The sequence below is a fragment of the Pseudomonas sp. LTJR-52 genome (genome assembly GCF_003691465.1).
In the GTDB taxonomy this organism is placed as follows: Bacteria; Pseudomonadota; Gammaproteobacteria; order Pseudomonadales; family Pseudomonadaceae; genus Chryseomonas; species Chryseomonas luteola.
In genome coordinates this window covers 884456-897477 of record NZ_CP033105.1, presented here as the reverse complement: position 1 = coordinate 897477, position 13022 = coordinate 884456, and the positions used below count along the sequence as shown (strand labels likewise).

11 protein-coding genes and 1 tRNA gene are annotated in these 13022 nt (G+C 54.2%); 5 read left to right on the top strand and 7 right to left on the bottom strand.

Annotation, left to right across the window (positions count from 1 at the left end; translation table 11 throughout):
* Window positions 1-155 precede the first annotated feature (155 nt).
* Window positions 156-232: transfer RNA gene (locus EAW52_RS04115), tRNA-Met, on the top strand.
* Window positions 233-335: 103 nt separating this feature from the next.
* Here EAW52_RS04115 and otsA read toward each other — a convergent pair.
* Complete coding sequence (gene otsA / locus EAW52_RS04110; protein WP_010795941.1) at window positions 336-1754, bottom strand: alpha,alpha-trehalose-phosphate synthase (UDP-forming); 1419 nt, start codon at window positions 1752-1754, stop codon at window positions 336-338.
* 2 nt (window positions 1755-1756) lie between these two features.
* The gene (gene otsB / locus EAW52_RS04105; protein ID WP_122044716.1) at window positions 1757-2524 is read right to left on the bottom strand and encodes a trehalose-phosphatase; all 768 of its coding nucleotides are present in this window, start codon (window positions 2522-2524) and stop codon (window positions 1757-1759) included.
* Window positions 2525-2686: 162 nt separating this feature from the next.
* On the opposite strand from otsB, the gene EAW52_RS04100 reads away from it, so the two are divergent.
* Window positions 2687-3217 carry a hypothetical protein gene (locus EAW52_RS04100; protein WP_010795943.1) on the top strand — a complete coding sequence of 177 codons (531 nt, stop codon included), beginning with the start codon at window positions 2687-2689 and terminating at the stop codon, window positions 3215-3217.
* An 8-nt stretch (window positions 3218-3225) separates the two neighbouring features.
* Here the strand turns inward: EAW52_RS04100 and rimI are convergent, their stop codons facing one another.
* Window positions 3226-3678 carry a ribosomal protein S18-alanine N-acetyltransferase gene (rimI, locus tag EAW52_RS04095; RefSeq protein ID WP_010795944.1) on the bottom strand — a complete coding sequence of 151 codons (453 nt, stop codon included), beginning with the start codon at window positions 3676-3678 and terminating at the stop codon, window positions 3226-3228.
* Window positions 3675-4439 (bottom strand): energy transducer TonB, encoded by a 765-nt coding sequence (locus EAW52_RS04090; RefSeq protein ID WP_122044715.1) that lies wholly within the window; start codon window positions 4437-4439, stop codon window positions 3675-3677. Before EAW52_RS04090 ends, rimI begins: the two co-directional genes overlap by 4 nt.
* Window positions 4440-4654: 215 nt before the next feature.
* On the opposite strand from EAW52_RS04090, the gene mksB reads away from it, so the two are divergent.
* From mksB to mksF, 3 genes are read left to right on the top strand one after another with little or no spacing between them, the layout of a single operon-like run.
* Window positions 4655-5917: an Mks condensin complex protein MksB gene (gene mksB, locus EAW52_RS04085; protein WP_122041502.1), complete on the top strand. Its 1263-nt coding sequence runs from the start codon at window positions 4655-4657 to the stop codon at window positions 5915-5917.
* Window positions 5907-6578, top strand: a complete 672-nt coding sequence (mksE, locus tag EAW52_RS04080; protein ID WP_010795947.1) for an Mks condensin complex protein MksE — start codon at window positions 5907-5909, stop codon at window positions 6576-6578. Before mksB ends, mksE begins: the two co-directional genes overlap by 11 nt.
* Window positions 6575-9406, top strand: coding sequence for an Mks condensin complex protein MksF (mksF, locus tag EAW52_RS04075; RefSeq protein ID WP_122041501.1), 2832 nt, complete (start codon window positions 6575-6577; stop codon window positions 9404-9406). The genes mksE and mksF overlap by 4 nt, the downstream gene beginning before the upstream one ends.
* A gap of 11 nt (window positions 9407-9417) precedes the next feature.
* Here the strand turns inward: mksF and EAW52_RS04070 are convergent, their stop codons facing one another.
* Genes EAW52_RS04070 through EAW52_RS04060 form a run of 3 tightly spaced genes read right to left on the bottom strand, consistent with a single transcriptional unit; the run spans window position 9418 to window position 12956 of the window.
* A complete protein-coding gene (locus EAW52_RS04070; RefSeq protein ID WP_122041500.1) occupies window positions 9418-11709 on the bottom strand; it encodes a PqiB family protein in 2292 nt (763 codons plus the stop codon).
* On the bottom strand, window positions 11702-12310 hold the full coding sequence (locus tag EAW52_RS04065) for a paraquat-inducible protein A (protein WP_122041499.1): 609 nt from the start codon (window positions 12308-12310) through the stop codon (window positions 11702-11704). The genes EAW52_RS04070 and EAW52_RS04065 overlap by 8 nt, the downstream gene beginning before the upstream one ends.
* Window positions 12297-12956: a paraquat-inducible protein A gene (locus EAW52_RS04060; RefSeq protein WP_122041498.1), complete on the bottom strand. Its 660-nt coding sequence runs from the start codon at window positions 12954-12956 to the stop codon at window positions 12297-12299. The genes EAW52_RS04065 and EAW52_RS04060 overlap by 14 nt, the downstream gene beginning before the upstream one ends.
* Window positions 12957-13022: the final 66 nt, after the last annotated feature.

Below are 13022 nucleotides of genomic sequence, written 5' to 3'. Positions count from 1 at the left end.
CACCTTGCCATTATCGGATCTAAACGAAAGCGCCTTTCCAGGCGCTTTTACCAAGGCAATCGCTCATCCATAAAAAAACGTTAGTTTTTAAGCAATTAAATGCAAAAGAGGGGTTGACACAGAGCTTTGGAGAAAGAATAATGCGCGCCTCGGATGGCTACGTAGCTCAGCTGGTTAGAGCATAGCATTCATAATGCTGGGGTCCGGGGTTCAAGTCCCTGCGTAGCCACCACCTATTTCTAGGGTCTAGCTTCGGCTAGACCCTTTTTTATTGTCTGCGAAAAATTTCCATAAAAAAGCCCGCTACATTGCGGGCCTTTTTAAGCCTTTGCCACTTAAGCGCCTGTAGCTCCTACTGCACGCAGGTTAGCTACAGGCCTAGCCTTTACCGCCCGCAAATCCTTGAGGAACTTGTCACGCCAGGAGGCCAGATCATTCTTGCGGATAATCCGCATCATGTCCTCATAGCGATCCTTACGCTCCTGTAGCGGCATACTAATGGCGCGATCAAGGGCTTCGGCCATGCCCACCACATCGTAAGGGTTCACAATAAGCGCCGAGTTGAGCTCACGGGCTGCCCCTGCAAAACGCGAGAGTACCAATACGCCAGGATCTTCTGGATCCTGCGCAGCCACATATTCTTTGGCTACCAGATTCATACCATCTCGCAGCGGCGTTACCAGACCAATATCAGCAGAGCGGAACAGCCCCATGACGGTACGGCGGTCATAGCTCTTGTTCAGATAACGAATCGGTGTCCAATCCAGCTCGGAGAAGCGACCATTGATATGGCCCGCCTGGGACTCAAGCTGTTGACGAATATGCTGATAGGTTTTCACATCGGAGCGAGAGGTCGGTGCGATCTGAACAAACTGCACCCGCTTGCGGTGCTCAGGAAACCGTTCCAAAAGCTTTTCATAAGCGCAAAAGCGCTCCACCAGCCCTTTTGAATAATCAAGACGGTCCACGCTAACAATCGTCTTATAAGGCACACCTTCGATACTGCGCGAGATGAAGTTACGGCGTGCGCGGTAGGATTCGGCTTGCTTGATAATATCGTCCGGTACAGTACCGATCGGATAGACCTCGGCACGGAAGTTATGGCCATACGCCGTAAGGCTGCCATCGCTCTCCAGCACGCCACGAACCTCGCGTGTAATGTAATCCTGGAATGCCAGCTTGTCCGTTTCCGTCTGAAAGCCCACCACATCATAGAAGCACAACGTCTTAAGCAGCTCATTGTGCGGCGGAATGGCTGTCAGGATTTCAGGCGCCGGGAACGGTGTGTGCAGGAAGAACCCGATACGGTTGCGGATACCGATCATCTGACAGGCTTCCGCAAAGGGAATCAGGTGGTAATCATGCACCCAAATGATATCGTCAGGCTTTAACAGAGGCTTGAGACGCTCTGCCATAGCTGCGTTGACGCGACGGTAACCATCGTACTCTTCCCGGCTGTAGCGCGAGAGATCGACACGATAGTGAAAAACCGGCCACAGCGTTGCATTGGCAAAGCCGCGGTAATACTGATCATAGTCACGCTTGTTGAGCGCGAAGGTATGATAGGTGATGTTATCGTGTGTCTCGTTCTTGCCGGGCGGCACTTCCTCATTGGAAACATCGCCATTCCAGCCCAGCCAGATACCGCCTGACTGCCGCAATGCGTCGAGCACGCCTACTGCCAATCCTCCCGACGGAGCCTTTCCCGGTTCAATGGGTGCTACACGGTTAGAAACTACCACCAAACGGCTCATCTTCAATCCTCTTGTTCTACGCGTGCATTACCGGCTTGTTCTGCCAGGCCGCACAGCCAATCGGCCACAGCTTCGACCGACTCCAGTCGTTGCTGCGCCACAGTCGAGCCTTCTCCGATTTTGATGGAAAGGCCTCCCATTTCATTGATGACTTCAAAGCCAGCCTCGTCGGTCAGGTCGTCACCGAGAAAGACAGGGACTCGTCCATCGAAGGGTGCCTCACGCATGAAGGTACGTATCACCGCGCCCTTGCTCGCGCCTTTAGGCTTAAGTTCAAACACGCTTTTGCCGGGCTGCAACGTCAGCTGCTGCGGATAACGCTCAACCAGAGTTTCGGCAATCCGCCGCGCTTCATCTTCCAGCTCAGGCGCCTGACGATAATGCAGCGCAAACGCCATGCCTTTGCTTTCCAGATAGAGCGTAGGATGCGATTCAATGGCAGCGCCAAGCTCTGCGCCTACGCGCGCCAGCAGATCAGCGTCGAGCGCCAGACGATGCATCTGGCCTGAATAATCGCGGCGCTCGGCACCATGAATGCCTCCGGCTGGCAATTGCAACGGCTTGACCAGATGGTCAATATCATCGATTCGGCGTCCAGACACTACCGCGACAGGAATGCCTGCCTGGGTAAGCGTATGAATTGAAGAAAGCGTTTTTTCAGGAATAAAAACCTGTTCCGGGCGGGACTGTAGGGCAGCAAGCGTTCCGTCCAAGTCGAGAAAAAAAGCGCAGCGTTGAAGAGGTACGGGTAATTCGATCTCTGAATTCATCATGTACGCTCTGACTGTGAATTTTCATCATCGTTCGAAGGGTTTTCGACAACTCCTTGGCAGATCGAGCATAGGCGAACAAAAGGAATCCCGTCGCCTAAATGGGGTCACACCAACATGACCCGACTGTATGGGATAGCCGAATCTCTTGAGGAGACGCTTATGAAAAAGCCTGATATGAACCGAGACCCTCTGCCCATCGACGATAACGAAGACCGCATGGGCGGCATGCAGGAATTGAACTTCAACGATGAGCTATTCCATGGCAAGGACCGAGGCCAGCAGACCGAAGAAGACTACGAAGGCCAGTTCCCCCCGGAGCGCGTCAGTGAAGCGGGCATGACGGAAGGCGAAACAGCCGATCACCACGTCACTCTGGATGACATGACGCCTGAAACCTTGTTGGACGACTCAGGCGCACGTAATCCGAATGAATATGGTGATGCATGGCCTGTCGACAAGGAGCTGACCGTAGTCAGTGACAGGGACATCGGCGGTGGCGTTGGCATGGACGAAGCCGAAATGGGCCGCGTCTTGCCGTTGGATGGTGAAAAATGGGACGGTAACCCGGACGAAGTCAACGAGGCCGACCAGCGCCGTGCCGAGAACTCAGCCGACCTGGATGCAACCGACCTTGATATTGAGCAGCCTGCTGATGATTTTGATCTGAACGAGAAGAAGCCAGGACATTAAGTCCTGGCTTAGTCCAGCAACGTGCACGCCATGACCAGGGCATCTTCTCGCCCGCCGGCGGCAGGATAGTAATCCCGACGACGGCCTATTTCATTGAAACCATAGCGTTCATAGAGTCGATAGGCCGCCTGGTTACTTTCGCGAACCTCAAGAAAGCACTCTCTGGCATCAGCCAGGCGAGCCTGCTTCATAAGGTGATCCAGGAGTTGGTAACCGAGGCCTTTACCCTGGCTTTCCGGCTTCACGGTGATGTTCAACAGATGGGCCTCATCCAGAATGACATTGATCACACCGTGTCCCACTTGCTGCTCACCTTCAAACATTACCCAGCAGTTATAGGACTTAAGGCCGTCCAGAAAAATACCGCGTGTCCATGGGTGACTAAAGGCAGCATATTCAATCTTGAGAACAGCATTGAGATCGGCTTCGGTCATCGGCCGAAAATGAATGGAATCGCTCATCTAACATCTGTCCAACGGGGGCGGATACGCTGCATGGCACGCCATACATCAGTTTTTAGGCGGGGTTGCTCCATGAGGGCTTCAAGCCCCGGAATGACCCAGGCAGAACCGAGACTATCCAGTTGGATTTCCTGGCATTCGATTTTCACATCATCGCTTGAAACAAAGCGAGCGGCGGCGCTACCAACCAACCAGAGGCAATCGCAGGTTTCGGTTTCCAATTGAGAGGCCACAACACTCTGCACAAAAGTTCGCGCCTCGGCAGGCCCTTGATCAAGCGCTGCATTGGCCAGTAACGGCCAGCGAATAGGCTCACCCAATGACTGGGGGCTGTCAGGCAGACCAGCCGCATGCAGCATGTTTCTGAGGAGTACATAGGCAGGATCGCGTCCTGCCAGGGAAGCGCCTGCAGGTAGATCAACCAGCAGAAGGCAAGATCCGGCTCGCAGTAATTGCAGGGAAAAGCGAGGCGGCGCTTCTCGCTTGATCGGCTCAGGACGAGATTCAGACTCAGGCGGCGTGGCGACCTTGGCCGAAGAAACAGTAGGACGCTCCGGCCGAACCAGCTTTGCAGCCGGCGCCTCCACCTTGGGGGCTGGCCGAGCGACAGCCAGTGCTGGCTCCTCGGGCAAGACAGTTGGATCGACATATACCAGCAATTCCGGACGGGAAGGTGCAGCAAAAGGCAGCGTCGTTCGTGGCAGCCAGACGTCTATCTGCATGGCGCGCAGATACGCGCGGCGCCGATCTTCGGCCATCATTGGCAGCATTCCGTCAGCAACAAAAAAGTCATACGGCTCATCATAGATCAGCGCCGCAGCGGACGCTGTAAAAAGACCAATTATCGCGCGCCTTGCTACCTGACGGAAAGGCCAAAGCGTACTCATTACGCAAACTGGCCGACCACATGTCAAAGCTGATCCTTTAGCCTAGGGCCATACAGTACAATTGACTCTTTTGTGCAAACGGCCCCGTCATGATCGATCCCAAGCGCGTTCTTCGCGCACTTGCCGAACATTGGGCGCAGCTGGACCCACTGTGCGAGCACTTCGACAGCGGCACGCTGAGCCTTGTAGAACTCCGCACTCGGCTTGGAGCCCAGCTACCTGACAGCACGCCAGCCGATATCACGGCACTACTCGATGCGTGGATCCGCCTGGATATTCTGGTCCCGGTTGCCAAGAGCCCCAACCGTTTCGAGCTTAACGCACAGATTCATGATTTCCTGGCCTACCTGCGCCGCGAACACCGCCTGGGTCTATGCCTTGAAATAGAAGCCTACCTGCGCCACCTGGAACGGCTTGCCGCTCATATCCAGGACGCTTTCGAAGCACGAGACAGCAATGAGCTGGCCCGACAGCTGCGCCTTTTGGATATGCGTGTACGGGACGTCCTGAAAAAGCTGAGTAACGACGAGCACGCCCTTGTAGGGGTCGCCGAGCGGGCCAAGACCAGTGATCGTCAGATCCCGTTGCGCCAGCGTTACGCCGAAGTCCTGGCTACCTGGGACGAATATGTCGAACCCATGATTCAGCTCGTCTCGGCCGATGGCATCTTCGAGAAAGGCGTCAATCGGGTCGAGCACGTCCTGTTACGCCTGATGGGTGAGCAACATCGCCTAGGAAAGCTGGTCGATGATGATCTGCTGCTGCGCACCCATGCCCGAATCCTTGAAATGCAGACAACGGCCCAACTCTCGCTGCGCCGTGCACGTGAGCTGCTACTGCCGCTACGTGAAGAAGCCCGCCGCCACAATGCCATTACTCGTGGCGCGGCCCTGGCGTTGGCCGCTATACGCCGTAAAGGTCTGGATGCCGTTCCGCAGACAGCTATTCCCCTCTTCAGTCGCCCCCAGAGCGTCTTCCTGGGTACAGCCGCTCAGGTGGAAAGCTATGTATACGCCCTGGCACGCTTCGAGCCCAAGCCAGCGCAATTTCCCAAGGCAAGCGAGTCACGCAAGGAAACCACGAAGCCCAAGGCACCTCGTACCGCCCGTGAAATGCTGGATCGCTGCGAAAATGCCCTGCCTATGCCGGACCTCATGATCTGGCTACTCGAACAGGAGCCTGAAGGCGCCACCGACGAGCTCCTGTACTGGTTCTCTCGTCTCTCCCGCGACAGCCGCTTCCAGCGCGAGCGTCTGCCGCGCCGTGATTACGATACTGCCGAGCACCAGGTCAGCCTGTGCTCTTTCGCCCTCTCCGCCCGAGATACTGCGAGCACCACTCATGCACATTGATTTAACTGAACTCTCCTTGCTTGCGCCGATTTTCCGCGAGCTGCTCAAGGGCTTTCATATCAGCCGCCGCGAGCCCGAGCTATACGCACAACTGTCCAACCTTCAGGATGCCTATCGAACCCTCTTCAAGGCGCTGGGCTTCGAGCTTGTTTGCGATACACGTGGTTTTTATTACTTCGTGCCTGAACAAATGGGCGCCCAGGTAAACAAGACGGCCCAGCGCTTGGCGCTGTTCACGTTCATCATGGTCGAGCATCTGGCGGATCAGGGTCGTGATCCGCTCAGCGTTCTGGATGGCGGCAGCTTAGGTCGTGACGAATTGCCGGCCCTGTTGGAAAAGTACCGAGACCTGTTCCTGCAGGCTGAAGTACAAACGCAAGATGAGCTGGAGGAAAAAATTCTGCGCCGCCTGACCCAGCTTGGCTTTGCTTCGGAAGACAATGGTATCTATCGCTTCCTACCGCCCATGCACCGCTTTTTGGACGTCTGCCTGGCAGTTCAGCAGGACCGGGATCTGGCCGCCACGCTCCACAGTGATCTGCCCTTGCCCGCCCCCGAATTGCTTGATGACGATATCGACGCCTTGACGACACTTGATGAGGAGGACGAGCTGGCCCGAGCCGTCGCAGAAGAACGCGCTTACCAGGAGACCGACGCATGAGCCTGACCCGTTACGGCATCCGCCGCTTTGCCCTGCTCAATACAGCGGGTTACAGCTTGGGGCTTTTTCCGCTTGAACATCCGTTGTCAGTCTACGGCGCCAACAACCTGGGCAAGAGCGCCTCAATCAATGCGCTTCAGTTTCCTATCCTGGCGCGCATGTCTGACATGAGCTTTGGCAAGTACAACCTCGAGCAATCACGCAAGTTCTACTTCGCTACCGACACCAGTTACATCCTGGTAGAGCTTTCCCTGCCCCACGGACCCCATGTGATTGGTGTAGTAGGCCGAGGGCCGGGAGGCGGTTTTGGTCATCAGTTCTTTGCTTACGCTGGCGAGCTGGATCTGGCTCACTACCAGAAAAACGGCACCTGCCTAAGACAACGCGAGCTGTTCAAGAATCTGGAGCGAGAAGGCATCAAGGCTTACGAGGTCAAACCCGAGGAGCTAAGGCGTCTTCTGGTTGGCGGCCATACCTCCATTCCTCTGGACCTGACGCTGATCCCTCTGCGCTCCACCAGTGAACAAAGCCTCAAGACCTTCCGGGCCTTGTTTATCAACCTGCTTCACATGCGTGAAATCACGGCGGCCAAGCTCAAGCAGTTATTCCTCGATGCCTTCGAGCACAGCCTGCGCTCCGGCAGTGTCGACTATATCGCCGCCACTGAAGAAGCCTTCCGCGACGTACGTCGTATGGAACAGGACTATCAGGCTCTGGTTGCAGCCGGCCCGCTGATAGAAGCCCTGGCCAATGGTGTTCAGCAACGCGAACGGCTGCGCGGTAAACTGCACCGCCTTTCGCCGTTGCTGGATGCACTTCTCGGTGCGTGGCAAACCTATTCCGAAGATCGCCGCGATGAGCTGGTCAGCCAGGCCGAACACTTGCGCAGCGAACAAGATCGCCTGCAGAACACTCAGCGTAACAGTACCCAGGAAATGATGCGTCTGGAGCGCCAGCTCAGCGAGATCCAGCGTTGGCTGGGTGAGATGGCCGCCCTGAAGAACCGCTTTACCCTGGTTGAATCTGCCGCTCAGCTCGAGCAGAACCTCATGACTGCCAAAGACGCGCATGATGAGCTGGCCGGCGCCCTATCCCAGTCAAGACAGTTCAGCAGTGGCGATCTTGACGAGCGTGTCCGTGACCTTGAAAGGCGTCTTAAATCGATCGCTCAGCAATTGGATCACGCGGATAACAACAGCTATGCGCGCCTACGTGAGGAGTTTTCGCAGCAGGATGTTGATCGGCTGATGCGCCTGTTTAATGGCGCATTGTTCAGCCTGCCTTTGGGTGAACAGGGCATCCGTCTGGATGATACCCAATGGATAAAGACACTTAGCACTGTACTTGATGGCTTCAACGGGGATCGCTTCGAGGCTCCAGGCCTCTCGATAGACCTTTCATCCATTGATCCTCCAACCTTGCAGGCGTTGGCTGACCGCGCTGCACTACGCGACCAGCGTGATCGTCTGGAACGCGAACTCAAGCAGCTCAAGACCCAACAAGCCGTTGCCGCTGATCGCGTCTTGAGCAAGGCGCAGTCCGATAAGCTCTATCAGGAAGTACTGGATGCTCAAAAAGCTCTGGAAGACTTCCGTCGCTATCAAACCCTTGCTGCCCAGGAGGATGAAAAACTCGAGCAGCTGGCTCAACTCGAAGCCTCCCAGGACGAGCTCAAGCGCTCAAGCGATGCATTTACTGAACGTGTTCAGCAGGTTTCCGTAAAGCTTCAGCTGATCGCACGCCAACTGGCCGATCTGGAAGCCAAGCAACGTACCCTGGACGACTCTCTGCGTCGCCGGCAGCTTCTTCCTAGCGATCTTCCCCAGGGAATTCCCTTCATGGAATCAGTGGATGACTCGCTGGATAACCTGCTGCCCCTGCTTAACGACTATCAAGACACCTGGCAAGCCTTGCAGCGTATCGATACACAAATCGACGCCCTCTATGCCCAGGTTCGCCTCAAAGGAGTCGCCAAGTTTGACAACGAAGACGACCCGGAGCGCCGACTGACCCTACTCGTCAATGCCTACGCCCATCGCCAGGACGAAGCACTGACGCTGGCCAAAGCTCGTCGCGCCGCTGTGACCGATATTGCCCGTACGCTGCGTAACATCCGTAACGACTACGACAACCTGGAGCATCAGCTGGGACTCTTCAACCGAGAAATCAACCGCCGTCAGGTTTCGAACCTGGAAAGCTTTCGCATTGCTCTCGCGCCAAACAAGGACGCGCTCAAGCACATCGATCAGATCATTCACAGCGCAAGCCAATATGAAGAGGGCGAAACGCTTTCTGTTTTCGATCTTACCCAAAGCGCCGAGCAGGACGCCAAGAACGAAGAGGCCAAGGAATATCTTGCTCGCCTGGTTGCAGCCAACCATAACCAGCTGGGCCTGAAAGATCTGTTCGAACTGGCCTTTGAAATTACCAAGGTCGGTGGCCAACCGATCATTCATACCGATATTGACGGTGCAGCCTCAAACGGCACGACCATGACCATCAAGGCACTGACCAACATGTACCTGCTCCTGCACTTGATGGATCGTGAACAAGCCAGCCGCATACGTCTGCCCTACTATCTCGACGAAGCCGCGGACATTGACGAACGCAATCAGATGGCCCTGATCGAGACGAGCCGCCAGCTAGGCTTTGTGCCCATCCTGGCCAGCGTAAAGCCTCAGGTAGCCGCCCACGTGGCGATAGACCTTGAGGGCGGCAGCAGTCCGAATGGTATTTATATCGATGAGGATGACTGGAAATACATTCACCGCAAGGAAGAATCGGCCGCGCCTGCAATAACGGAGACGCTTGAAGAGGAACAGGCTTAGGCCTGTTCCTCTTAATTTGCGTTACCCAATTTGATCTTCGGCGACCAGCCCTGCCACTCAGGCTCTACTTCATCAAACAGAACAAACGTCTGGCCTGGCAGGGCCTGTTTACCCATATCCTGTTCAGGCGTGGCAAAGGCAATTCCGCCTTCTAGAAGAGCCTCAAACGAATTGCTGCGTAGCTTCACACCTCTAAACAGGCTGGCATCCACCGCAACACCACTCGCATTCCAGAACCGCGTTCCGGCATGTATTAAAGGAGCATAACGTGGCTCGATCAGAATATGTACCAGTACACGGTTGGCCTCGCTACTCAACTCCAGGCGCGTAACCTTGCCTACCGGTATTTCCTTATAGCTCACCTCAACGCCTGGCTTAAGCGAACCACGTCGAGAAGCGCTGAGGACCAGATGCAGCCCCGGCTCTTTGTCCAACGTGTTAGGTGGCTCGGGTAGAACATCGAAACGGGTCTTGGCGACACCTACACGAGCAGCTGGTGAGACTTCGATATAGCGTCCGGTTACCAGCGTACCAAGATTCTCCGTTCTCAAGAGCCCCAGTTCGGGCTTTACCACCCAGAATTGAGCACCCGAGCTGGCAATACGGTCTTCCGCGTCGGTCACGCGAACCTTGACCCTTACACTTGCCAAATCATCTGCCAGCTCGACATCTTCTACCTGCCCCACCTTCAAACCACGGAAATTAAGTGGAGTTCCAGGCTTCATGCCTTCGCCGTTATCCATACGCAGCTCAATCAGTGTGCCTTTACGTATCGCCTCATCCTGATCCTTGAACAGCGAAAAACGATGTGCATCACCTACACGTTTGGCTTTTAGATCCGGCGTAGAAAATGCAATCCCGCCAGCAATCAACGTTTGCAGCGACTCGCTTTTGACCTGAACACCATTTAGATTACCGGTAAGCGTCACGCCGCTGGCATTCCAAAAGCGAGTTGAAGAGTTGATAAGAGACGCGTATTCAGGCTCGACATGTATACCGATAACAACCCTCTGTTGATCGCGAGACAGCTGATAGCTTTGCACGCTTCCCACTTGCATTTGCCGATAGAGAATCGGGCTTCCAATATCAATTGAATTCAAACGATCACTGAACAGAACCAAGTGCAGACCAGGCGCATCCGTGTTCAATGGAGGCGCTTTGGAACGAATCGTGAACTCGCGAGCGGGACGTCCGTGCTTGGCAAACCGCACGGCAAGGTAATTTCCTTTTACCAAGGCCTCGATTCCCGTTACGCCTGCCAGTGAAATCGAAGGCTTGACCGTCCAGAACTCACTGCCCGCATTCATGAGCGATTCGGTGCGAGGATCCATCATCAACTCGGCAGTAGCACCAGTATAGTCCTCATTCATGCTCAAGGCTCTCATGGTACCTACTTGCACACCATTGAACATGACAGGCGTGCGTCCCGGATTCAGCCCTGCAACGTCGCGCACATGCAGAACCACCTTGTAACCCGCCTCGGCAGCCTCATAATCGCTATACAGCTTGAAAGGAGAGCTATTGGTAGGTGGACTGTCTTCATGGTTTCCAGGCGTGAAGAAGGCAATCCCGCCCGCCGCAAGACTTACGATCGACTCACTATGCACCTTGAAGCCGTCAAGCCCACCGGAAACACTGATACCGCTGGCGTTATAAAAGCGGGTATGTTTGCGGACAAGGTGCGCATATTCTTCACGGACATGAAGCTTGACCTCGACAACTCGAGGATCGCTGCCTAGCTGATACCCTTCTACCTGCCCAACTTCCAGCTGCCTGTAATAGACAGGGCTACCCTGTATAAGAGAACCTAATCGTTCGGCTTTGAGCGTAAGGTGCAGGCCGGGCAAATTACTGGTTAATGGTGGAGGATCGCGCAATGCCACAAAATCCCGTGCAGCCTCTCCGCCGCCAGGCTGAATTGCAATGTACTGCCCAGAGACAAGGGTTTCCAAGCCGGTTACACCTGCTAACGACACGCGGGGTTTCACCAGCCAGAAACGTGTTTCAGAACGCAGGTATTTCTCGGCATCCTTGTTGATATTGATCGTAGCGATAACTCCCCGGCTATCCTCTGTGACCTTGATGTGACTTACCTTACCCAGAGAGATACCTTTATAAAGCACCTCTGTTCGATCAACACTAATACCTTCCCCATCATCAAAGCGGATCGTGGCTTGCGTTCCAGACTCGTTATAAGCCTTCCACCCCAACCAGGCAGCAATGGCCAAGGCAATCAGTGGTAACACCCAAAGGGCAGACCAACGTGAGGCAGGACGTATTACAGGCTGGGGCAAATCACTCATCGTTATTCTCTGAGCAGGCGTGATCCCAGATCAATCGAGGATCAAAAGTCTTTGCAGCAAGCATGGTCAAAATTACTACAGCTGCGAAAGCGATCGCGCCGGGATTGGCATCCACGTTGGCAAAATTGCCGAAATTGACCAGGGTTACCAAAATTGCGATTACGAAGATATCAAGCATGGACCAGCGTCCAATCCACTCGATAAAACGGAACAGAAACATGCGTTGCCGAGCGCGCATTGCTCTTTTGCGCTGGACGGAAATCAACAGCCAGGCCAGTCCAATAAGTTTGAATGTTGGAACAACAATGCTGGCGACAAAGACAACTGCAGCAATAGGAATCATCCCGTTGTTAATCAAGTCAATGATGCCAGAGATGATGGTTGACGGTTCGCCCTTGCCAAGATAGCTCACCGTCATGATGGGCAAAAGGTTTGCCGGAACATAACAGATAGCGGCGGCAACCAGTAGCGCCCAGCTCCTCGATATGCTCCTGGGAACACGGAGGTAAAGAGCCGCTCCGCAACGACTGCAAGAGTTGGCAGGCTTGTTTAACTTATGACATTCACGGCATACCCATAGGCCTTGATCAACGGCCCGCATGACCAGACTCCACCTCTATTTCCTGCCATAACTGCTGGGGTGACATAAGCGAGTCCAGCCAGACCTGGATAAGCAGTAGAGCCGTAAAGCAAAACAAACCCACACCCAGACTTAATTCGGCTACATCGCCAACTTTGACCATCGCAACCAGGATGCCTAACAAGTAGATCTCCCACATTCCCCACTCACGAAGATGCTGATAGCACCTTAGCAATAAGATATCTGTTGATCTGATTGAAGGTCGCTTAAGGCTGATAAGGACCAACAACTGACAAATCAGTTTAATGAGAGGAATAAATAGGCTACACGAGAGTACAAGTGAAGCAATGATCGTCATGTCTGCTTTATAGAGCGCTATGACTGCACTCCAGACAGTGTCACATGTCTGTTGCCCGAACATTTTAAGCTTCATGATGGGCAGGAAATTAGCAGGCATAAAAAGCAGCAAAGCAGTCACGACCAAAGCGAGCCCCTTGTCAACCACTCGCCTTTTAAAGTGATAAAGCTCATAGCCGCATCTTGAGCACAATATCTTGTGCTCAGTTTCTACTGCTAGTGTGACCTTTTGCATTAAAAGATCACACTCAGGACAAGCGATCAACGTATCAGGATCATGTGATATATGTGGATTAAGAAGATCTGACATCGGCCTAGATTACCTGATAAATATATTCATCAGCCGATCATTCTGGCAGTGATAAGCAGCATATTG